Raw genomic sequence first — 23,122 nt, 5'->3', positions numbered from 1 at the left:
GTCTGTTTCCTAAGCATCAAATGTACACTTCCATTTCTAGTATAGGAAATTACGTGGATGAATCGGGATTAATGGGACCAACCAATTGTGGTGGAGTCGCTGAAGAAAAAATACTTTCGTTTAAAAAAGCATTTTCCGAGTCAATCGAACGAAGGTCATTAAATTTTGGAGCATTAACCGGATACAAGGATGGAAGAATTCAAGTTTTTAATTTAATCAAGAATGAAATTACATCAATTCCTCAAGAATACTCTTGTTTTCGTCTAACAACGCCCGTTATTGATACAACAGGTACTGCTGTACATTTCAATCCAGACGAAGCACTTTATAACGCGCTTGCAGAGTTGCTAGAAAAGAATAGTGTCTTCCTTCTTTGGTATGGAAAGCTAGGCCGCAAGCTTACAACTACCCATGTTGATACAACAGCAGGTAAGAGTTTACTTTTTGAGGATGGAACCTTTACGTTTTTTATCCAAGAATCGTTTTATCCTTTGTTGGTTGTTGTTTGTATCTTTGAAAGTGAGACGAGTCCAGTCCGATTTAAAGTTGGAATTGGTTCTGGATTTTTACTCGAACAAGCAATAAATAAATCTGTCTCTGAAGCTTATATGCTAGGTTTATATTATGAAAAGCTTTACTATCAAGCTAAAAGCAAGCACAGTGAACGAAGTGAAAATACTTATGATAGCTTAGTAATAAACTTATTGAATGACAAAAAGTGCATTGAACATGTACGAAGCCTTGATAATCTTCCGCTGGCTGTGGAGAAGGAGTTTTCACAGAGGCTACATAATTCGTTAGGTGTCAAACAGAAGATAAGCATGGTGGTAAAAAATTTGCCAAAATGGATAGAAGATTTGTATGTGATGAATCTAAAGCAGCTTATTACAAGGGAACTTGTGGCTGTAAAGGTTTTTTCACCACAGTTACTTTCTCATATCCCTGTAAAAGAGTTTATCGACGTAGATATTCGAATCAACAAGGAGGTTCTACAGTTTACAAAGGAGAGGCTATTGGAAGTGCCAGATTGTCCATTCATATAGGAGGTAAAATCAGTGGGTAGAGGTCATCCGTTTATCGTAAAATCATTTCATGTACGTCAATCTTCCTTTCTGAATCATCTGAAACATTGTCAAATCAATTCTTGTTTGCATGATCATGCCAATGGCAACTCAGTAAAAATTCGTGTGGAGGAGGTTATCAAGTCCTCAATTGGTGAATTTCAGGAAAGGCTGTCCATCTTTAAATGTTTGCAGAAGGATTGGGCTCAATTTGGAACTCCTAGTTTTAAAGGTGTTCATGTATTAAATGGAACGATAATTGATGTTCCAGCAACAGATATTATCTTGGAACCAACATCTCCAATTTTTGCCCATGTCAAAAAAGACACATTCACTGATACGTGTGGGATGGCTGCACATGTGAACGGGCGGAAAGCTATGGAAAAAGCTTATTTTGAATATGTGGAGCGTCAATCGCTTATTCATATGTGGTTGACAAAGAGTGAGGGAGAGCATATTAAACCTGACCTAACAAATCCAAGCATCTCTCGGAAGTACCGTCTGTTAACAGAATTATTAGAAAAAATATATTTTGTCAATATTTCAATTCGGCCAGATATTTATGTCATTATGACGATTGGCTTTGATCAGCAAGTCTTTTCTGTTGGGCTAGCGGCTCACAGGGATATTAATAAGGCAATAGAGTCGAGTATTGATGAATTTATAATGATCGGAGAGAGTCTAATCTCTTTCAAGGTGGAGACTACTGGACAGCCGATGGCTTCGGGTAATATTTTTGTTGATTATTTTTATAACATGGAACGAGATGAATTTTATCAGGAAATAAAGTTTTTACTTGAGAGTTCATCTCCAATGAATAAAATAGAAGAGCGAACGGAAGAGTGGAACCTGAGAAGATCGATGAAAGCGTACTGCGAAGAATTAGATGTGGATTTATATCTCGTTGATATTCCCATGCCGATAGATACGAACAGTTGTAAAGTAGTGAAACTATATTCTCCAGATGGCTATCCACATATGCATACAGAATTATTTGACCCATCTGAGTATAAGATTTCTCGTTCTTTGAAAGCGACATTTTTTCCTAATCAAAATAGAATGATTCCCTTTGCGTAATGGCAAGAGATAAGAGGTGGGGCATGTCGCTAGTAAAAAGTAGTTATGAATTTTTTTTATTCTATAACAAAATAGTGATAAGAGAAGGTGTCCTTGGGCTAGTTTGGGCAGTCCTTGTTCCGATAATCATCTTTATTTCCTTAAATATTAATTGGTTTGATCATAAACAAACAATTACAGAAGCATTACCGTTTCTTTGTGCATTCTGGGCTTATATCACAGTGAACACTTTCTTATTTGGTGTTGCCTTTCGAATCATTATCTTTAGAGAAAATGGCTTTCTACGCTGTTTTACCTATATAGGCGGTTCAAAAGCCCCCATTATTTTGGGCTTACTTTTCTTGCAAATCGTACACGGACTCATTAATATTGCTTTCTTTACATCTGTGGTAAGTTCGGTCTTTGGCTATCCCTTATTCTTGTTAGTAGAAATAGCAACTGTGACCTTTCTAGTTGTGAGCATACCTTTAATCGGGCTTATGCTCTCTTTAACAACGCTTTCCTTACAAACATCTACGTTATACTCTATCGCAAATATGTTTATGCTGCCTGCTATGTTTATTGCCTTATATAGAGGTACCATCAGTAATGGCTTCTTGGAATTTATTTTCAGACTAACCCCTGTTGAGTTCGTATATAACACAGCATTAAACATCTCGGATATTATGCTCGTTCAGAGTAATGGTTACACGCTGTTTGGACTTCTCAGTGTGAGTCTCATCTATTTAATTTGTGGCATTTTTTCTTGGAAGAGAATCAAACTAATCTCTGTTACTACGAGAACGTAATAAGGGGGGAGCAAATTGATTACGATTGAGAATTTATCATTCACCTACCCAAAAGCAGATCGGCCAGCACTTCAAAATATGTCGATTAGATTTGAAACTGGACTTGTTAATGTCCTGATTGGGCTAAATGGTGCTGGAAAAACAACATTATTTGATATTATTTCTGGGTTATATAAACCTCAACATGGGCACATTACCAATCTCCCCCACATACAAGATATGTTATATCAAATCCAAGGAACATTCCTTTCTGCTCTTGTAAAAGGTAAGGAGTATATTCGGCTCATCTATAATATATCTGGTAAAAAATTTATTAATGATGAAAATTACATCATAGAACAGATGAATTTAAAGAGCGACCGTGAAAAAGAGTTGTTAAAAGATTTATGGAACAAAAAAATTGGGCAAATGTCAGTAGGGGAAAGAAGATGGTTGTACGTCATAACCTTAACGCAGTTGAAGAGAAGCTTATATATTTTTGATGAACCAACAAGCGGCGTAGACCCGTCATCAAGAATAAAGATCTATAAGAGAATTGAAGAATTATCTCAAATGGAAGGGAACGTTATTATTTTATCTACGCATCATTTACATGACTTAAAGTTTATTACTTGTAAAATCAATGTTTTACATAAAGGAAGTATTCTATTTGAAGGGGATTATCAGTCTTTTATTAGTTTGTATGGGTCTGAGAATCCAGATATCGCTTTTGACAATTGTATCAACAATCTCAATCAGGAGGTTATTACTGAAGCACAGGTTTATGCATAACGCGAAATGAATCATGAATTCATTTGTTGTGAAGGCTCCATCCGTTTATAGCTAATGATTTGGTAAGTAGTTGATTTACCAAAGAATCCCCTCACCATGAGCTACCGAATTGGTCAAATGGTGAGGGCTTTTCCTCATTGATGAATCAGTAATGTGTTATTTATGTGCTCAATCGGCGCAATATCGGCACAAGAAGTTTTTTTATTGGTTTTGAAAGAGTGAATATGCGCGGATATTTTGAATCAAGTATTGTTTACTTAATTATTATTATGATTAAGTGTATTACTGGTAAGGAAAACAAATGAGTGGATATGATCATTGAGCCGAGGAAAGGAATATTAACCTCGGTTATTTCTACATAAAGGGTTTTAATAATGGAAGGGAGCAAGACTGAAATGCCAAATAGTCTTAGCTATCTTTTTATGTCACTCTTTGTTGCATTTATTTTTGTAATTTACATATGTAGCCTCATACTAAGTAAAAAATTGTTAAACAGTAAAAAGAACACGATTGTAATTACTTCATCATTTATTATTTTGCAATTGTACTTTTGGAATAATGATTTTAATGATTTTACTAAAAGTATTGTTTTCTTTGACTCATATTACAAATGCGAGCAATGGAATGTACCATTACCAAAACGTACAGTACTTCAGGGCAGCTCCAATCACTGTTCTTCTTTTTACCGAACATATATTAAAGAGGATGAATTTTTCACTTTCTACCAAACAGAACTGGCGAAACAGAAACTCCAAGGTGCCATTAGCGACTTTATTGCAATAGGTACATCCAAAGGTTTTGTTGTCTATAGAGATGATGAGTTAATAAGCATTACTTATAAATGTCTTCGTAATAACTATTATCAAATTAAGTTTTCATATCAAATCAATCAAGCCACCTAATCCGATCAAAGCCAAGTTGACGCGATGTGCTAGTATACATTATGATGTTCAAGCACACATAAAACCTTGTTATATGAAGGATTGCAGAATACAATAGAATATAACGAGTTGACCTGGCACCTGCTATCTGGTGGTCAGGTCTTCTCACTTTTAGCGTTTTTCACTATATTTATAAAAAAGGGGGATATCGGATGAGCCCACATGCTGTCTATATCCACATACCGTTTTGTACGAATAAATGTTTTTACTGCGATTTTAATTCCTTTGTGACTAATAATCCGCAGCTGGTTTGGGATTATCTTGAAGCGCTAAAGCGAGAAATGAAGCTTACCTTTCAAGAAACCACTCCAAAGAAGATTGATACGATCTTTGTCGGGGGAGGCACGCCAACCTATCTGGACCATAAACAAATGGCAGCTTTTTTACAATCTGTAACGGATGAAGTTGGTTCTTGTTTTGCTCCAGATATGGAATGGACAATGGAAGCCAATCCGGGTACGACTGATCTCGAAAAGTTGAAACTGATGAAATCCTTCGGGGTAAATCGTGTCAGTTTTGGTGTTCAGTCATTTGATGATAGCTTGCTTTCGCGAATTGGACGAATTCATAATGTGGACGAAGTGTATCAGAGTCTTGATAATGCGGTAAAAGCTGGTTTTGATAATCTGTCGATTGATTTGATGTTTGGATTGCCGGATCAGTCAATGGATACGTTTACTGCTAGCTTGGACAAAGCCCTTCAACTGCCAATCACCCATCTTTCTTCTTATGGGTTAAAAGTGGAGGAGAATACGTTATTCCATACGTTGTACCAGAAGGATCAGCTACCGCTTCCGACTGAAGAGACAGAACTTGCGATGTACCTTACCCTCATAGATACTTTGGAGAAACGTGGCATGCACATGTATGAGATTAGCAATTTTGCTTATCCTGGTAAGGAGAGCCGTCATAACAAAACATATTGGCTTAATGAGGACTATTATGGACTTGGCGCAGGAGCCCATGGATATGTGAACGGTCAACGCCATGTAAACGCTGGACCCCTAGCTGTATATAATAGGATGGCAATGGAAGGTTCACCTCGAGTCGAACAATTTATGGTGGCAAATGAGGAAGCGATGGAAGATCAGATGATTCTCGGATTACGTCTGCGAGAAGGTGTTAAACTTCAGGCATTCTCCGACCGATTTGGTAGAACGGTGATGGAAGAGTTCGGAGCTATTGTTCAAGAGGAAGTGGAAAAAGGGATGCTGGAGATTAAAGACAATCATCTCCGCTTAACCAAAAAGGCGCTTCCGCTTGGAAATGAAGTTTTTGCAAGGTTTTTGCGTGATAAATAACCAAAATGAGCAATGCTGAATATCTTAAAAATCTGGGGGGATCTCTTCCAGATTTTTTGTTACTGGATCAGTATTTATATGCTTTACAAGGTTTCTTCCTGTTACGTATGAAAAATAACCTATAAAGAAGAACCAGCTTCCTCCGATGGAATCATATAGAAGTTTTACTTCGTGTACTTGTCTTTTGTTAACTAATTTTCTTCCCAAAAAGTTGACAAAATGACGGCTGATTGATAAATTATTAGTATGGTTTAGCACTCAACAGGAGTGAGTGCTAACAAAGCATTATACTCGATGAAAATGCGAGGGCGCCTCGTCACCTTAAGAAGAGGGTACAGAGCTGACTTTACGCGGGAGGGAGACTTTCATGTTATCAGACCGACAACATTTGATCTTGCAAGCGATCATTGAGAATTATATACATTCGGCAGAACCTGTTGGCTCCCGAACGATTTCGAAGCGACCAGAAATCAGCTTTAGTTCAGCTACGATTCGTAATGAGATGTCCGACTTAGAAGATCTAGGATATTTGGAACAACCACATACATCAGCAGGACGAGTTCCTTCGACTAAGGGCTATCGTTATTATGTGGACAATATGATCCAGCCTGATCTTGAGAACAGTGACGATCTTACCAATTGGAAGCAGCTTTTTGCTGACCGCATTTTTTATTTTGAGAATGCTATTGAACAGACGGCTTCTGTTTTGACACAACTTACTAATTATACGGCTGTGGTTCTAGGCCCTGAGATTTTTGAGCACCGTTTAAAGCATCTACAGATCATTTCCTTGAATGAAACACAGGCTGTGGCAATTATTGTGACGCAGACAGGACGTGTGGAAAACAAGCGAATTGATTTACCTTCAGGCGTATCTCCTGGTGAAATGGAGAAACTGGTTAATATCCTGAATACGAAGCTGCACGATACGCCACTGTGGAAATTGCGTCAGCGGCTATATCAGGAAGTATCGGTTGAATTGAAACGTCATGTGGAACAATATGAAGAAATGCTTACCATTCTTGGTAAAGCAGTGGATGGGGATGCTACAGATCGCTTGCTACTAAAAGGTACTACAAAAATCATGGAGCAACCCGAGTTCCAGGACATGGAAAAGGTTAAGGAGATACTAGAGTTGTTTGAGCATAGTGAGCAGCTTACTCCAAGGTTTGATCCAAGTCGCTCCGGCTTGCAAATTAGTATTGGTCAGGAACACAGTCTCGAAGCTATGAAGAATTGTAGTATTGTTACAACCAGCTATACCTTTAATGGAAAACCTGTGGGAACGATTGGGATTCTGGGACCGACGAGGATGGAATATGGCAAGGTGATTGCTGTTCTGGACTTTATCGCTCTGGGCCTGTCTCAGATGTTATCCACCCATCTTAATGGAGATGAAAAGAAATAAAGATTGAACAAGACGAGGCAAGCTAGAAGCAGGTATATAACCTGCTTACATAGATAGAGTCTTACAGTAGGAGGTAGTAAAAGTGAGCGAAGATAAAGCAAAAGTGGATGTGGATCAGGATGAAATCGTAACTGATCAAGAGTCAGCAGAACAGCCAGAAGAAATGGATCAGGCTACTGAACCTGAGATTTGGCAACCACAAGACTTGGAAAAAGAAGTGGAGCGTCTGCAAGCTCTCGTCCAGGAACAAGAAAATCGTATTCTGCGCACATTGGCAGACATGGATAACATGCGTCGTCGTGTACGAAAGGAAAACGAGGATCTACAAAAATATGCATCTCAACAGGTTGTAGAGTCATTACTTCCTGCTGTAGATAACTTTGAACGTGCACTTGCGGTTGACCCAACTAGTGCTAGCGCAGAAAGCATTCTGCAAGGTGTTCAAATGGTATATCGCCAAGTGATGCAAGTGTTCGAACAAGAAGGCTTGCAACCAATTGAAGCAACAGGTAAACCATTTGATCCACAATTCCACCAAGCCGTGATGCAGGTATCAGAACCTGATCATGAATCTGGTGTGATTGTTGAAGAACTGCAAAAAGGTTATCAATTTAAGGATCGGGTTATCCGCCCATCCATGGTAAAAGTAAACTCTTAATTTTGTTTAGATATTGAGGAGGAAATGTATCATGAGTAGAGTAATTGGTATTGACCTTGGAACAACAAACTCTTGCGTTGCTGTTATGGAAGGTAGCGAGCCAGTAGTAATTTCTAACATGGAGGGAAACCGCACAACACCATCCGTTGTTGCTTTTAAAAACGGAGAGCGTATTGTAGGTGAAGTGGCAAAACGCCAAGCGATCACGAATCCTGATAACACGGTTAGCTCCGTAAAACGTTGGATGGGTACGAACCACAAAGAAACCTTAGAAGGCAAAGATTACACGCCACAAGAAGTATCTGCAATGATCTTGCAAAAACTAAAATCTGATGCAGAAGCTTATCTTGGCCAGCCTGTAACCCAAGCGGTTATCACGGTTCCTGCCTATTTTAATGATAGTCAACGTCAAGCAACTAAAGATGCTGGTAAAATTGCTGGTTTGGAAGTACTGCGTATCGTGAACGAGCCAACAGCAGCAGCTCTTTCTTATGGTTTAGAAAAAAACCATGACCAAACCATTCTGGTATATGACCTAGGTGGTGGTACGTTTGACGTATCTATCCTTGAATTGTCTGAAGGCTTCTTTGAAGTAAAAGCTACTTCTGGAGATAACAAACTGGGTGGAGATGACTTTGACCAAGTTGTCATCGACTACCTGGTAGCTGAGTTCAAAAAAGAGAATGGCATTGATCTAAATCAAGATCGTATGGCTATGCAACGTTTGAAAGATGCAGCGGAAAAAGCGAAAAAAGATTTGTCTGGTGTTGTTACAACCACGATCTCTCTGCCGTTCATTACAGCTGATGCGACAGGTCCTAAACACTTGGAGTTGAATCTGACTCGCGCTAAATTTGAAGAAATCTCTGCTAGTTTGGTAGAGCGTACAATGGGACCAACTCGTCAAGCATTGCAAGATTCAGGTTTGTCTCCTAATCAAATCGATCTAGTGCTACTAGTTGGTGGTTCTACTCGTATCCCAGCGGTACAAGAAGCTATCAAGAAATTTACTGGTAAAGAGCCACATAAAGGGGTTAACCCGGATGAAGTTGTTGCACTAGGTGCAGCGGTTCAAGCAGGGGTATTAACTGGTGATGTTAAAGACGTCGTTCTTCTTGACGTAACACCACTTTCCTTGGGTATTGAAACACTTGGTGGCGTATTTACGAAACTGATTGATCGTAACACGACAATCCCAACAAGCAAATCCCAAGTATTTTCTACAGCAGCTGACAGCCAAACTGCGGTAGATATCCATGTACTTCAAGGGGAGCGTCAAATGGCTTCCGACAACAAAACATTGGGTCGCTTCCAGCTTAGTGATATTCCGCCAGCACCACGTGGTATTCCACAAATCGAAGTAAGCTTCGACATTGATGCGAATGGTATTGTTAACGTACGTGCGAAAGATTTGGGGACTGGTAAAGAACAAACCATTACGATTACGTCTAACTCTGGTCTGTCTGACGATGATATCGAACGCATGGTAAAAGATGCGGAATTAAATGCGGAAGCAGATAAAATGCGTAAAGAAGAAGTTGAAGTGAAAAACGAAGCGGACCAACTTATCTTCGCAACAGAAAAAACGTTGAAAGAAGTAGAAGGTAAAGTAGACCAAGCTGAGATCGATAAAGCGAACGAAGCAAAAGATAAAGTGAAAAAAGCACTTGAAGGTGGAAACATCGAAGAAATCAAGACTGCTAAAGACGCATTGTCTGAAATCGTTCAACAGCTATCCGTTAAATTATATGAGCAGGCAGCACAAGCTCAGCAAGCAGCACAACAAGCGGGCGCTGAAGGCGCAGGTCAAGCTAAAGATAACGTAGTTGATGCGGATTATGAAGTAGTAGACGAGAAGAAAGAAAACCAATAAAAGGGAGCGAAACCACCTACCTATCGATAAGAATGCATGAATATAGGTAGGCTGGGGTGCTACGAAAGAGTCAAAGTCAGACATCTGTTGGCTTTGACTCTTTTCCCGTATAGGGATGGTGGAAGGCTATTTCTTTGGTAGAAATATACCAAGTAGCCTGTCTATTGAAGCTTTGGTAGAGAAATGCTAAGATTATCTTTGATTGTCTGGGATAACGGGAGTGATAGACAAGTATGAAACGCGATTATTACGAAGTGCTGGGCGTTGAAAAAGGTGCCAGTTCAGATGAAATAAAAAAAGCTTACCGCAAATTGGCAAGACAGTATCATCCTGACGTAAATAAAGCTGACGATGCGGAAACAAAGTTTAAAGAAGTAAAAGATGCCTATGATGTTTTGTCCGATGACCAGAAGAAGGCGCACTATGACCAATTTGGACATACAGATCCAAATCAGGGCTTTGGTGGTGGCTTTGATGGATCAGGTATGGGCGGTTTTGGCGATATCTTTGACATGTTCTTTGGTGGCGGTGGACGTCGTGCTAACCCTAATGCGCCACGCAGAGGTGCTGACCTGGAATATGCGATTAATATCGACTTCCTTGAAGCTGTGTTTGGCAAAGAAAAAGAGATTGAAATTACAAAAGAAGTTAATTGTGATACATGTCATGGATCAGGTGCCAAGCCTGGTAGTAAAGTAGACACTTGTTCACGTTGTAATGGAACTGGACAGGAAGAAGTGCAGGCTAATACTCCATTTGGCCGTATTGTCAATCGTCGTGTCTGCTCCATATGTCACGGTAATGGGAAACAAATCAAAGAAAAATGTAACACGTGTCATGGTGCAGGACGTATGAAGATTAAGCGTAAAATCAACATCAATATCCCTGCTGGTGTAGATGACGGACAACAAATGCGTGTAACCGGAGAAGGGGAAGCTGGAGCAAATGGTGGACCTTCTGGAGACGTATATATTATGTTCCGAATTCGTAAGCATGATTTCTTTGAGCGAGATGGCGTAGATATTTATTGCGAGATGCCAATTACCTTTGCACAAGCAGCTCTAGGTGATGAAATTGAAGTACCTACGGTGGATGGACGAGTGAAATTGAAAATCCCTGCTGGAACGCAGACAAATACACAATTCCGTTTACGTGGCAAAGGTGTACCACATTTGCGCGGCAATGGCAGAGGTGACCAGCATGTTCAGGTAAAAGTGGTAACACCAACCAAACTGACTGATCACCAAAAAGAGCTATTGCGTGAACTGGGTAGTACCAGTGAGGGAACTCCAATCCATGAGCAACCGGAAGAAGGGTTTTTCGATAAAATCAAACGCACACTACGTGGTGAATAATTTTTGATTAGCATGATGGGAGATGGTAGATGTATGAATTGGTCGGAAATCAGTATCCATACCACGGCTGAGGCAGTGGAGGCGGTATCCAGTATTTTTTATGAGGCGGGTGCCGGTGGTGTCGTCATTGAGGACCCGGAAATCCTCGAGCGTGAATGGAGTACGCCATTTGGTGAAATCTACCATCTTTCTCCTGATGATTTTCCTACTGATGGTGTCATCGTGAAAGCATACTTCCCTGTAAACAGTTATCTGGGTGAAACAGTGGAAGAAATCAAGTCGCAATTAGATGAATTGTTAACGTATGGACTTGATATAGGTAAGGGAACGGTTACCCTAACAGAAATTCACGAGGACGACTGGGCAACAGCTTGGAAAAAGTACTACAAGCCAGTAAAGATTTCTGATCGTATTACCATTACACCAATTTGGGAAGATTACCAGCCAGCACATTCTGATGAATTAATCATCGAAATGGACCCAGGAATGGCATTTGGTACAGGAACGCATCCAACAACTGTACTTTGTATACGAGCTATCGAAAAGTATATTACAGCAGGAGACAAGGTATACGACGTAGGAACGGGAACAGGTATCCTGAGTATAGCTGCTGCAAAATTGGGTGCTGACTCCATTATTGCAATGGATTTGGATGAGATTGCCGTGCGTTCTGCAGATGCAAACTGCGAAATCAATAAGGTAAGCAGTCAAGTACATGTGAAGCAGAATAACTTGCTGGATGGTGTTACTGACCAGGTAGAATTGGTTGTAGCCAATATTTTGGCTGAGGTCATTGTTCGTTTTACGGATGATGTAGAGCGTGTCCTGTTACCAGGGGGAACCTTTATTGCTTCAGGTATTATTGGTGCCCGTGAAGCAGATGTGAAAAATGCTTTGGCTGACTCAAATTTGGAAGTTATAGAAACAGTTTACATGGAAGACTGGGTAGCCATTGTAGCCAAAAAACGTTAGAATAATGGGGTTATCAATCGCATGCAACGTTATTTTATAGATTCACAGCAATTTTTTGATCATCATGTTGTAATTACAGGTGATGACGTTCATCACTTGGTCAAAGTGATGCGAGCAGAAATTGGAGAGTTAATCTGGGTAAGTGACGGAAGAGGACGGGTGGTAAAAGCCCGTCTTTCTGCCTTGGATACAAAAGAAGTGCGAGCTGACATCATGGAGGATGTGCAGCAGGAGACAGAACTGCCGATTCAGGTTACCATCGCACAGGGTTTACCAAAAGGGGACAAGCTGGAATGGATTTTGCAAAAAGGCACGGAGCTTGGGGCGACTGCCTTTTTGCCGTTTCAGTCGGAGCGGACAATCGTTAAGTTGGATGCCAAAAAAGAGCCGAAAAAGCTGGAGCGATGGAACAAGATTGTGAAGGAAGCAGCAGAACAATCCCATCGAGCTTACCTTCCAGAAGTTAAGGCATCCGTATCTTTTAAACAAGTAATGGAGCTTGCTAAAGGATACAGTAAGGCAATGATTGCCTATGAAAAAGAAGATACCAAGCGGATGGGTGAAGCACTACAAGACCTGCAGCCTGGGGATTCTTTACTTGTCATTATTGGTCCTGAAGGTGGCTTGTCTGAAGCGGAAGTTCGTCTTGCTGAGGCGAATGGAATAACCTCAGTCTCTTTGGGTCCTCGTATTTTACGTACAGAGACAGCGAGTCAATATGTGCTTTCTGCTATCTCGTATCAGTTTGAGCAAGTATAAACAGCATTTTTGCAAAAGTTGAAAGGAGGAGAGCAGCAATGAATAAGGTTGCTTTCCATACATTAGGCTGCAAAGTAAATAGCTATGAGACAGAAGCCATCTGGAATCTGTTTAAACAAAACGGCTATGATCGAGTTGATTTTGAACAAGATACAGCTGATGTATATATCATTAATACATGTACCGTTACAAATACAGGGGATAAGAAAAGCCGACAAGTGATTCGGCGTGCCATAAGACGTAATCCAGAGGCAATCGTTGCCGTTACAGGCTGTTATGCCCAAACATCTCCAAAAGAGATCGCGGAGATTCCAGGGGTAGATCTGATTATTGGAACACAGGGACGCGATCGTCTGTTAGAATATGTGGCACAAATCAGAGCGGAACGTGCACCGATCAATGCTGTAGGTAACATCATGAAAACTCGTGAGTTTGAGGAATTGGATGTACCTAACTTCATGGACCGCACGCGTGCTTCGTTAAAGATTCAAGAAGGATGCAACAACTTCTGTACCTTCTGTATTATCCCTTGGGCACGTGGTCTCATGCGCTCCCGTAAACCAGAAAGCGTAATTCAACAAGCCGAAAAACTGGTTGCAGAAGGGTATCTGGAAATCGTGTTGACCGGTATTCATACTGGTGGATACGGAGAGGATCTCGAAGATTACAACTTGGCTAAACTTCTTGTTGATCTGGAAAAAGTAGAAGGATTGAAACGTATCCGTATCAGTTCCATCGAAGCGAGTCAGATTACAGATGAAGTGATTGAAGTGATCAATCGTTCAGAAAAAATCTGTCGCCACCTACACGTACCATTACAAGCTGGGGATAGCGATGTATTAAAACGAATGCGCCGTAAATATACAGTAGAAGAATTCATGGATCGCATTAAAGAGGTTCGTAAAGCTCTTCCAGGCGTAGCAATTACTACAGATGTTATTGTAGGCTTCCCTGGTGAGACAGAAGAACAGTACATGAACGGCTATAACTTCATCAAGGAATTAGGTTTTGCGGAACTTCATGTATTCCCTTATTCCATGCGTACTGGTACACCAGCTGCACGTATGGATGGTCAGATTCCTGAAGAAGAGAAAAGAGCTCGTGTAGCCAAACTGATTGAGTTGAATCAACAGTTGACTGTGGAATACGCAACTCCATTTATTGGAGATGTACTAGAAGTAATTCCAGAGCGTCCATACAAAGAGGACCCTACTAGTGGCAAACTGATGGGTTACTCCGATAACTATCTGAATGTTGTTTTTGAAGGAACAGAGGATATGATCGGGAAAGTATGCGAGGTTCGTCTGGATAAAGTAGGCTCTGAGTACTGTGAGGGTACGTTGGTCCGTGTTCTTGAAAATGTGAAGAATGGGCAAAACGAGGAACAAGCGGTATGAGAGAGATTTCAGCAGGCGGAGTAGTTTACCGTAACCAGGATGGCACTGTTCTACTCCTGATGATCCAGGATCGTTTTGGTGCGATCACGCTGGCTAAAGGAAAGCAGGAAACTGGTGAAACGCTGGAAGAAACAGCGATTCGCGAAATTGAGGAAGAGACTGCGGTAAAAGGAGAGATCGAGCAACTGCTTGAAGTAATCCACTATACCTATAAGCATCCCTCTACTGGCGAAACAGTTGGAAAAGAAGTTCATTACTATTTGGTACAAGCTTTGTCTGATCAACTGGCTGCACAAGTTGAGGAGATCAATCATGTTCAATGGATGACAGCCGAGGAAGCTTGGAACATGCATGAAAAAGCGGGTTATGACAACAATCGCAGTGTGCTTGCGAAAGCATTGAATGCTTTGGGCATTCAACCTGCTTAATGATACAGGTTGCAAGGCTCGACCCAATAAAGGTCGGGCCTTTTCCTGTCAACAATAATAGTTTTCTAGAAAAAGATAGATAGAACAACAGGAGTGAGAGAAAAATGTACGGATGGATCATTCTATTCGGCTTTTATGGAATCGGGACAATACTTAATCAATATGCATACATACCGTTGCCAGGGAGTTTGATTGGACTGTTACTGCTTACTACATGTATTATTACTGGCATCATCCCGTTACGCCTTGTTGAGAAAGCTGCTGATTTTATGCTTAAACATATGCTGCTGTTTTTTGTTCCCGTGATTGTTGGGGTCACACCATATTTTCATCATTTTTTACAAAATCCAGTAGCAATTCTCGCTGGATTGGTGATTGGTCCAATAGTGGTCATGTTTGTGACTGGCGTAGTAGTACAGAAATGGCGAGATTGGGAGAAAAAGAAGATGGGGTCAAATTTGAAAGAGTGTACGGAGCCTCAATTGGAACAAGTCGTGTCAAAAACGGATGCAGGAGTGTGAGTGAATCATGTGGGAAATACTAGCAACCTTACTAACGGTAGGAGGTTATGCTATCACAAAAAAGATTTCCACTCGATTTCCAGCTTTGCAGCCGATGGTAGTTGCCTCCCTTCTAGTTTGGTTAATCTGGTGGCTAATAAGCAGTGACTGGGAAACATATGATCGAGGTTCTTATGTGATCACTTTCTTACTCGGACCTGCTACTGTAGCTTTAGCGATTCCACTTGCTAGACAATACAAGCGAGTCCTTTCGATGTGGAAAGCAATTGTAGTCGGGGTAGCAAGTGGTTCATTAGTAGCGATAGGAATTGTCTGGATAGTAATTTGGATAATGGGCGGGGATGATTTATTGATTCGTAGTATGATCTCCAAATCAGTAACCACGCCAATCTCTGTTGAATTAACAAGCACAATAGGGGGAATCCCTGCATTAGCTGCCGTCTTTACGGCGGTAACTGGAATTGTGGGCGGAATGTTTTATCGGATAGTGATGAGAGTGTCAGGGGTTACGGATGAATGGGCAATAGGGCTTGCTGTCGGTACCAGTTCTCATGCAGTTGGGACGGCAAGCCTCATCAATGAAAGTCAAAGTAAAGCAGCTGCATCCAGCTTAGCAATGATTTTGTCTGGCATCATCACCTCATTGTACTTTATTCCTGTACAATACTTGCTTCAATAACATAAGAAAAGTAAGCGATGCCTAGAATTATCTCGTTCGTTCTGAAGGAATCAGCCATTGCATCATGGAAGCGAGAAGGCCTGTAAATGGAAGGGCGATTACTGAACATAGCAGATTAAAAATGGTTTGTGCATGGGCAATTTGCTGTGAGGGATCACTACTTAATAGCGATGATACCTCACCTAACCAAGCAATGAATGGCATGAAGGCAAGTGCGCCACCTACATTGAACAAAGTATGAAACCAGGCTACTTGCTTAGATGCTGGATTGGTACCAATACTTGCAATGATAGCGGTCACGCATGTTCCAATATTACCACCCAGTACGATCGCAATAGCTGTCTCCGTTGAAAAGATACCGTGACTAATCAATGTCATGGTTATGGCAGTTGTAGCTGCACTGCTGTGTACCAAAGCTGAAAATAGTGTTCCAGTCAAAAGTCCAATCCACATAGAATGTTGGCTTTCCAGAAAGAGTTTATGAAAGGTTTGGGAATGTTCCAGTGGTTTTGCAATAATCTGCATGGTGTCGATTCCAAGAAACATAAGGCCAAAACCGCCTAGAATTAGTCCAAATGCTTTGGTATTTTGCCTTGGCTGAAGCCAACATGCCACACCGATTAAAAGCATTGGTACAGCCAAATCTTCCAGGTTAAGCGCAATCAATTGAGTGGTTATCGTAGAACCAATATTGGTTCCTAAGATTATTCCCACTGTCTGCGTGAAACTAATGATACCTGCATGGGTAAGCCCGATGGTCAGGACTGTAACCGCAGTTGAGCTCTGCAATAACATGGTAGAGAAAAGGCCAGTTAAAAAACTATGTGTCGTTGAACGGGTAAATCGTGTTATAATCAGTTCCATTCGTTCTCCTGCGAAAAGATTGAAGCCTGTACGCATACTGGACAGGCCAAGCAGGAAAAAACTTAAACCCATAAAAAACGGTAGAACGGTTTGATAGAGGAAAGGCAAAATCAATACCCCCTGTATACACGTACTACCATTACGCTATGCTGTTAGAGAGACAAGCATGACTAGGAGGAATTACGAAAGTGGCAAAAGTACTTTTGCAACGAAATCGAAAAAAACGACTGGAAGCAGGACATCCCTGGATTTTTCAGTCAGAAGTGTTAGAAATTCAAGGGGAGGTAACTCCAGGTGAGATTGTGGAAGTGTGCAATCATCAAGGACACTTTCTGGCAAAAGGATATATTAATCCAGCCTCTCAAATGATTGTGCGTATCTTAAGCTACACGCCTGAGGAAGAGATAGATACAGAGTTTTTTATCAAACGCTTTCAGGAAGCAAAAGAGTTGCGTGAGAGATTCGTCGAAAATCCTCTTGCTTGTCGTATGATATATGGTGAAGCTGACTTTGTACCAGGTCTAATTGTAGATCGTTACAATGGTGTGCTAGTTGTACAGGTGCTCTCACTTGGCATGGAGATCCGCATGGATATGATTAAGGCGGCTCTAATCGAAGTCTTTGAGCCTACTGGAATCTATCTGCGCAACGATGTTCCTGTCCGTTCATTGGAGGGCTTGGAACAGGGGAAAGGTGTATTGTTCGGCGATTGTCCTCGAGAGATTGAGATTGTGGAAAATGGACTAAAGTATGTGGTTGATATCGTGGAAGGTCAAAAAACCGGCTTCTTCTATGATCAACGAGAAAATCGTGCTTCCATTGCTCCATTAATGACAGGTTGGGGAGAAAAACATGGCTTGAGTTTGCAACCAATCGGTGAGGATGACCAACCCCTTTATGATAAAAAAGGAAAGAAACGTGATGTACAGCCGAAGCTAAATGAGACAGGTGAAGTAATCACTCGTCCAGTAGATGCTCGTGGAAAAGTTGTAAAGAATCCTTATTGGAGTGGTGCAGAGGTTCTGGAATGCTTTACCCATACTGGTTCCTTTACCTTAAATGCGTGCAAGCATGGAGCGAAAAAAGTAACGGCATTAGATATATCTGAACATGCCATCGAAACAGCAAAACGAAATGTTATGCTAAATGGTTTCCTGCATCGTGTTGATTTTGTAGTTGCCAATGCTTTTGACTATCTTCGTGAAAATGTGGAAGCAGGCAAGAGCTGGGATGTCGTTATCCTTGATCCACCTGCCTTTGCAAAATCACGGGGTGCAGTGAAAGGTGCATGTCGGGGCTATAAGGATATCAACCTGCATGGGATGAAGCTGGTTCGTCCGGGTGGTTACCTTGTAACGGCATCTTGTTCCTATCATATGTCACCTGAGCTGTTCCTTGAGACGATTCAGGAGGCAGCGCGTGACGCGAGAAAAATTCTTCGCCTAGTTGAGTGGCGTGGAGCAGGAAAAGATCATCCGCAAATCAGTGGTGCTGATGAAGCACATTATTTGAAGTTTGCCATTTTTGAGGTGCGTGATCGGAAGTAGGGAGTAACCCTCAAAAAAAAAGGACATAAGTTAGCAAGAAGAAGCAAGTTATTTGGCAAAAAGCACTGTTTAACATCCCGCAGGGATGTGAGACTGTCCGCTCCGCTAAGCAGGATGTTAAAAGGTGCTAAGCCAAATAACATGCTGGAAAAGGATAGATACAAGCAGAGAAGATTATCTGTTGTATCTATCCTTTTTTTATTAGAGAGGAATTAGTTAGTTTCGCTATGTTCGATCATGGTGTTTCATGTGATTTCTTTTATACTTGCATCACATCGACTTCACTCTTTATCTTTTTTCCATCTTCCTGCTTTTTTCACTGCTTCTTTTAAGATTATTTCAATTTGAGCATTAACACTTCGCAGCTCATCATCTGCCCATTTTTCAAGCGCATCATAGAGCTTAGGATCTATTCTTAGCGGATAAGCTTTTCGTTTTGCCATTCAGCTAGATCCTAATGGATGCTTCCTGTATTAATGACAGGTTGCGTTCCTTTTTCAGACACAATGGCAACCATCAGGTTATTAACCATTTGCGCCTTTTTATCATCATCAAGCTCGACAACATTTTCATCCGCTAATTGCTCAATTGCACTTTTTACTAAACCGACAGCCCCATCTACAATAACTTTACGTGCAGATAATACGGCCTGTGCTTGTTGTCTCTGCAACATGGCAGATGCAATCTCAGAAGAGTAAGCGAGGTGCATGATACGAGCCTCAATTACAACAACTCCGGCAACTGCTAGACGATTTTGGAGATCTTGGGCTAAAAAATCAGCTATCTCATCACTATTTTTTCGTAATGACATTTCGGATTCTTTTTCAAAGTGATCATAAGCATATTGACTGGCAATATGACGAATACCTGTTTCACTTTGAATCTGTACAAATTCTTCGTAATTTTCCACATCGAATGTAGCTTTAGCGCTATCAGATACTTTATATACGACAACAGCTGCAATTTCGATTGGATTCCCTTCCAGATCATTTACCTTTAACTTTTCACTATTAAAGTTGATGACGCGAAGAGAGACTCTGGATTTAATGCTTAAAGGAATGGCAATCCAAAGTCCTTGCTCCCTGATTACCCCGATATAGGTTCCGAAAAATGTAAGGACCTTTGCCTCATTTGGATGAACAATCGTTACTCCTGAAAGAATCAGTAAGGCTACAATCACTAAGATAATGGGCGCTACCAGAGCTGCCCCTATAGATTCCATAGAAATGAACAGGAATGCAGCAAAACCGATAAGTAGTAACGATACAATAATACCGAGATAGCCGTTTATCTTGAATGCTTGTTTTTCTTGCATGTTCATACCCTCCTACATATCAATGTGATATCACAATAATATCATAAATGTGAAATTATATGCAACTTGATTTTCGCCCGTTTTTCTGTAGGAGGTAATGTCTGTTAGCAATATCCACATCTAAAGCAGCAGTTTAAAGTAGGCACTCCCAGTTGTCTGCATTCTATAACACAAGGGTCATCCTCAGGAAGAAAAGAATAAGGAGCATGATAGGGATAAGGTGGATAAGGATATGGCATAGGTGGAAAAGGATGAACTGGATAATATTGCCAAAAAACATGAAAAATCCCCTCGAACTAAGTAGGACGGGGGATTTTTCGAATAATCGTTACCTCAATATGAAAAATTCTTTTCTGACTAGTCAATGTTTTGTGCATATAATTTATTTGATTTTATTTTTTATATTTATTATATGAATATACTTAAAAAATACTGTTTTAACATTTATGTGACGATGGAAGAGATCAATGGTCACTTTTATTTATTGAGAGGCAATTCTTCTCTTATTATTCTTATGAAAGATCAGAGGGATTAGTAGATATAGAGCGTATGCGAAGCTCATCCACACAGCAAAAGCAACTATTTGAGATTCAGTTAGATTAGGGAATAGGAAGGGGTGATTTGCTAAGGAAAATGTATCTAAAATAAGACCAACCATTGTCCCGATTATTCCAAATCGCAATGTGGAGTTTTCGGATTTATCAAACTTCATATACAAAAAAGTAACCAGTAATAATGAAATCGCTGTTCCAGCTATCAATAAGATACTGCTAATAACGAATGAGTTTGTACCAGGATTAAAAAGAACATATTCTCCAAAAATCACAAAAAACATAATCGCAATAAACCATACGAATAAACCCCATAACGTTGTTATAATATATTTATTCATTGGTTACCCTCCTGAATGGATAGATTAGTTAATCGTAATAATAATTGTTCAAGCTCGCTATATGTTTTTTCAATCGGAAACTCTTTTACTAACAAAGCTTGAATGGCTATTCCATCAATAAGCGAATTTAATATAATTCCCCACGTATCAGGTGAAACACCCTCGACTGGATTCTCACTCCATATTTTCGATAGATTTGAAGATAGCGCCTGATTCTCTTTATGTAAAATATCTCCCATTTGTTCTCTGATTCTCTCATTCGTAAAACTTGAAGTAATTAATGTAAGGAACAACTTGTGATAATAAGAGGTAGAAGAGCATCTGCTTTTTGATGACTCTAATGCCATTCTTAATAGGTTTTCATTGGTACGTGATATTTCGTTCCAAGAATTATCACAAATATCTTTTGTGATATCTATCAACAATTGTTCCTTTGTTCGAAAATGGTAGTAAACGGTACCTTGTGTTACTCCAGCAATTTCTGCGACGGCCTTCAAAGTGAATTTCTCTATCCCGTTTGTTACTAAGCATTCTTTTGCAGATTCAATTAATTCATTTTTACTAATAACATTAGGCTTAGCCATATATGCCTCCTTTATTAGTTATTCAACTAACTAACTATAATTAGGTAAATGTTACCACTGTAATTTACTGATTTCAACCTTAGATTACATTAATATTTTCCAGGTAGCATTGTTCCAACTTTTTATCATTGCATTATCATTTCCAGTACTATTGTCTAACGGGACAACATTCGGTATGCTGATAAAGGTAAAAAACATGCACAAGCAAATAGAGACGCACACTCTGGGCGGTCTGCATAATCTAAACACGTGAGAAAAGCAACAGCTATGCTGGTAAGAGGAGAAAGGGGCATTTTCATGAAAGACAAAATTCGATTAGGCATCATTTACGGTGGAAAAACATCAGAGCACGAAGTCTCGCTTTCGACAGCCCTTTCCATTATGAAAGCTGTAGACCTCGATAAATATGAAGTGCAACCAATTTATGTACAGATGGATGGTACATGGGTGAAAGGGGAAACAATCACCAAGGAGCTTCCAGGGAATGTACATTCCTTGCGTCTGGGCGTTCAACATTCAGCGTCCCCTTCACAGAGTAAAGCGGAAGAAAAGACTGCATTACTAGAAAAAAATCAACCTCGTTCTGGCAAACCAGCCAACGTCATGTCTATTAATCAGGAAGTAGACGTCATTTTCCCAGTAATCCACGGACCAAATGGGGAAGATGGAACAGTGCAGGGTATGTTGGAACTTGCTGGCATTCCTTACGTAGGTACCGGAGTTATGGCATCCGCAGTAGGTATGGATAAATGGATGATGAAAAACGTGTTTGCTCAAGCTGGTTTGGAGCAGGTTCAATATGTAGGGTTCTTGCGCTCACAAATTGAACGTAATGTTGAGCAAGTAATGGATCAGATCGAGGAGAAACTGGGGTATCCATGTTTCGTAAAACCTGCCAATATGGGGTCGAGTGTAGGAATTAGTAAAGCAAAAGACCGTGATGAACTTAAAGAAGCCCTTGCCATCGCTGGTAAATTTGATCGTCGCATTATCGTAGAAGAATTCATTAAAGCGCGTGAAGTAGAAATTGGTGTTCTTGGTAATGAAGAAATTATTACGTCAGCGATTGGCGAAGTGATCGCAGCCAAAGAATTTTATGATTACGAAGCGAAGTATAAAGGCGGCGGAACTGAATTGCAGATTCCTGCCATGCTTCCTGATGGAGTAAAGGAACGCATTGAAGAAATGGCGAAGTTGGCGTTCCAGGCTATTGATGGTTCTGGATTGTCACGGGTTGATTTTTTCTATGATGAAACGAATGACCGTGTTGTGATTAATGAAGTAAACACAATGCCTGGGTTTACCCCATTTAGTATGTACCCGATGTTATTTGCAGAAGCGGGTATCCCTTATGAAGAGTTGATTGATCGACTTGTTCAGCTAGGGCTTGAGCGTTTTGAAGAAAAACAGAAGAATATCGTTGCTGCAGAGGAATTGGATTAAGACAAAATATACATGTGGATACACTTCTATTAGAAAACTTGGCTTTGCCAAGCCTTTGGCGCAGGCAAAGCCCTAGTTGCACTTATGCAGATAAGAATTTATATAAATTCTTATCTGTCAAAAAAGAGGCAGAGAGCGTAGTAATATGCTCCCTGCCTCTTTTCAATATTAGAATGCTAATCGCCGCCGCCGCCGGAACATCCACCTGAATCTCCGCCAGAATCCCCACCGAACCATCCACTATCACTGCAATTGTTATCGTGACTGTCAGTGTATGAATAAATAGTGTCTGAACCAGAACCGCTCGAATAGAAGTAATTCCGTCGTCTCTTTGTCTTGGATTTATTACTGGATCGGAAAGCATACACGAAACCGGATGCGATAATAAACAAAATGAATAAGAAACCAAAAAGGTCATATGTATCCATAGTTATCACTTCCTTGTGACAGGTTAATAGAATATACGAAAAATGAAGGAAAAAGTTTCA

Annotated in this window: 24 protein-coding genes; 18 read left to right on the top strand and 6 right to left on the bottom strand. The window is 40.4% G+C overall.

The window, feature by feature from the left end:
• Positions 1-53: 53 nt before the first annotated feature.
• The 16 genes from LM917_RS00280 (at position 54) to LM917_RS00205 (ending at position 15,989) form a co-directional block, all read left to right on the top strand.
• Positions 54-1,043 carry a YcaO-like family protein gene (locus LM917_RS00280; protein WP_232695396.1) on the top strand — a complete coding sequence of 330 codons (990 nt, stop codon included), beginning with the start codon at positions 54-56 and terminating at the stop codon, positions 1,041-1,043.
• A 12-nt stretch (positions 1,044-1,055) separates the two neighbouring features.
• The gene (locus tag LM917_RS00275) at positions 1,056-2,138 is read left to right on the top strand and encodes a YcaO-like family protein (RefSeq protein WP_232695395.1); all 1,083 of its coding nucleotides are present in this window, start codon (positions 1,056-1,058) and stop codon (positions 2,136-2,138) included.
• Positions 2,139-2,161: 23 nt separating this feature from the next.
• A complete protein-coding gene (locus LM917_RS00270; protein ID WP_232695394.1) occupies positions 2,162-2,926 on the top strand; it encodes an ABC transporter in 765 nt (254 codons plus the stop codon).
• Positions 2,927-2,941: 15 nt separating this feature from the next.
• Entirely contained in the window at positions 2,942-3,697 is a 756-nt protein-coding gene (locus LM917_RS00265) for an ATP-binding cassette domain-containing protein (RefSeq protein ID WP_232695393.1), read from the top strand.
• A 374-nt stretch (positions 3,698-4,071) separates the two neighbouring features.
• The gene (locus LM917_RS00260; protein ID WP_232695392.1) at positions 4,072-4,599 is read left to right on the top strand and encodes a hypothetical protein; all 528 of its coding nucleotides are present in this window, start codon (positions 4,072-4,074) and stop codon (positions 4,597-4,599) included.
• Positions 4,600-4,790: 191 nt separating this feature from the next.
• Positions 4,791-5,939, top strand: a complete 1,149-nt coding sequence (gene hemW / locus LM917_RS00255; protein WP_232695391.1) for a radical SAM family heme chaperone HemW — start codon at positions 4,791-4,793, stop codon at positions 5,937-5,939.
• 367 nt (positions 5,940-6,306) lie between these two features.
• Positions 6,307-7,347 carry a heat-inducible transcriptional repressor HrcA gene (hrcA, locus tag LM917_RS00250; protein WP_232695390.1) on the top strand — a complete coding sequence of 347 codons (1,041 nt, stop codon included), beginning with the start codon at positions 6,307-6,309 and terminating at the stop codon, positions 7,345-7,347.
• Positions 7,348-7,456: 109 nt separating this feature from the next.
• Positions 7,457-8,005 (top strand): nucleotide exchange factor GrpE, encoded by a 549-nt coding sequence (grpE, locus tag LM917_RS00245; RefSeq protein ID WP_373688747.1) that lies wholly within the window; start codon positions 7,457-7,459, stop codon positions 8,003-8,005.
• 31 nt (positions 8,006-8,036) lie between these two features.
• Positions 8,037-9,878 carry a molecular chaperone DnaK gene (gene dnaK, locus LM917_RS00240; protein WP_232695388.1) on the top strand — a complete coding sequence of 614 codons (1,842 nt, stop codon included), beginning with the start codon at positions 8,037-8,039 and terminating at the stop codon, positions 9,876-9,878.
• A gap of 233 nt (positions 9,879-10,111) precedes the next feature.
• Positions 10,112-11,233: a molecular chaperone DnaJ gene (gene dnaJ, locus LM917_RS00235; RefSeq protein WP_232695387.1), complete on the top strand. Its 1,122-nt coding sequence runs from the start codon at positions 10,112-10,114 to the stop codon at positions 11,231-11,233.
• A gap of 33 nt (positions 11,234-11,266) precedes the next feature.
• Positions 11,267-12,205, top strand: a complete 939-nt coding sequence (prmA, locus tag LM917_RS00230; protein ID WP_232695386.1) for a 50S ribosomal protein L11 methyltransferase — start codon at positions 11,267-11,269, stop codon at positions 12,203-12,205.
• A 21-nt stretch (positions 12,206-12,226) separates the two neighbouring features.
• Complete coding sequence (locus LM917_RS00225) at positions 12,227-12,964, top strand: 16S rRNA (uracil(1498)-N(3))-methyltransferase (protein WP_232695385.1); 738 nt, start codon at positions 12,227-12,229, stop codon at positions 12,962-12,964.
• Positions 12,965-13,002: 38 nt separating this feature from the next.
• Positions 13,003-14,361 (top strand): tRNA (N(6)-L-threonylcarbamoyladenosine(37)-C(2))-methylthiotransferase MtaB, encoded by a 1,359-nt coding sequence (mtaB, locus tag LM917_RS00220; RefSeq protein WP_232695384.1) that lies wholly within the window; start codon positions 13,003-13,005, stop codon positions 14,359-14,361.
• Positions 14,358-14,789: an NUDIX hydrolase gene (locus tag LM917_RS00215; RefSeq protein WP_232695383.1), complete on the top strand. Its 432-nt coding sequence runs from the start codon at positions 14,358-14,360 to the stop codon at positions 14,787-14,789. The genes mtaB and LM917_RS00215 overlap by 4 nt, the downstream gene beginning before the upstream one ends.
• Before the next feature lie 104 nt (positions 14,790-14,893).
• Entirely contained in the window at positions 14,894-15,310 is a 417-nt protein-coding gene (locus tag LM917_RS00210) for a CidA/LrgA family protein (RefSeq protein ID WP_232695382.1), read from the top strand.
• A 7-nt stretch (positions 15,311-15,317) separates the two neighbouring features.
• Positions 15,318-15,989 carry an LrgB family protein gene (locus tag LM917_RS00205; protein ID WP_232695381.1) on the top strand — a complete coding sequence of 224 codons (672 nt, stop codon included), beginning with the start codon at positions 15,318-15,320 and terminating at the stop codon, positions 15,987-15,989.
• A 27-nt stretch (positions 15,990-16,016) separates the two neighbouring features.
• Here LM917_RS00205 and LM917_RS00200 read toward each other — a convergent pair whose 3' ends face one another.
• The gene (locus LM917_RS00200; RefSeq protein WP_255667846.1) at positions 16,017-16,961 is read right to left on the bottom strand and encodes a Na/Pi cotransporter family protein; all 945 of its coding nucleotides are present in this window, start codon (positions 16,959-16,961) and stop codon (positions 16,017-16,019) included.
• An 80-nt stretch (positions 16,962-17,041) separates the two neighbouring features.
• Here LM917_RS00200 and LM917_RS00195 point away from each other — a divergent pair, with 80 nt between their 5' ends.
• Entirely contained in the window at positions 17,042-18,400 is a 1,359-nt protein-coding gene (locus LM917_RS00195; RefSeq protein ID WP_232695380.1) for a class I SAM-dependent rRNA methyltransferase, read from the top strand.
• 281 nt (positions 18,401-18,681) lie between these two features.
• Here the strand turns inward: LM917_RS00195 and LM917_RS00190 are convergent, their stop codons facing one another.
• From LM917_RS00190 to LM917_RS00175, 4 genes are all read right to left on the bottom strand, one after another.
• Positions 18,682-18,843, bottom strand: coding sequence for a type II toxin-antitoxin system antitoxin (locus tag LM917_RS00190; RefSeq protein ID WP_232695379.1), 162 nt, complete (start codon positions 18,841-18,843; stop codon positions 18,682-18,684).
• Between the two features lie 11 nt (positions 18,844-18,854).
• A complete protein-coding gene (locus tag LM917_RS00185) occupies positions 18,855-19,715 on the bottom strand; it encodes an SPFH domain-containing protein (protein WP_232695378.1) in 861 nt (286 codons plus the stop codon).
• Between the two features lie 481 nt (positions 19,716-20,196).
• Positions 20,197-20,607 (bottom strand): DUF5367 family protein, encoded by a 411-nt coding sequence (locus LM917_RS00180; protein WP_232695377.1) that lies wholly within the window; start codon positions 20,605-20,607, stop codon positions 20,197-20,199.
• On the bottom strand, positions 20,604-21,191 hold the full coding sequence (locus tag LM917_RS00175; protein ID WP_232695376.1) for a TetR/AcrR family transcriptional regulator: 588 nt from the start codon (positions 21,189-21,191) through the stop codon (positions 20,604-20,606). The genes LM917_RS00180 and LM917_RS00175 overlap by 4 nt, the downstream gene beginning before the upstream one ends.
• Positions 21,192-21,488: 297 nt before the next feature.
• Between LM917_RS00175 and LM917_RS00170 the strand changes: the two genes are divergently transcribed.
• Complete coding sequence (locus tag LM917_RS00170; RefSeq protein ID WP_232695375.1) at positions 21,489-22,634, top strand: D-alanine--D-alanine ligase; 1,146 nt, start codon at positions 21,489-21,491, stop codon at positions 22,632-22,634.
• Positions 22,635-22,716: 82 nt separating this feature from the next.
• Here LM917_RS00170 and LM917_RS00165 read toward each other — a convergent pair whose 3' ends face one another.
• Positions 22,717-22,998, bottom strand: a complete 282-nt coding sequence (locus LM917_RS00165) for a hypothetical protein (protein ID WP_232695374.1) — start codon at positions 22,996-22,998, stop codon at positions 22,717-22,719.
• Positions 22,999-23,122: the final 124 nt, after the last annotated feature.

The sequence above is a fragment of the Brevibacillus daliensis genome (genome assembly GCF_021245735.1).
Taxonomy (GTDB): Bacteria; Bacillota; Bacilli; order Brevibacillales; family Brevibacillaceae; genus Brevibacillus_B; species Brevibacillus_B daliensis.
The sequence above is the reverse complement of the archived record's forward strand: the minus strand, read 5'-3'. Positions and strand labels throughout refer to the sequence as shown.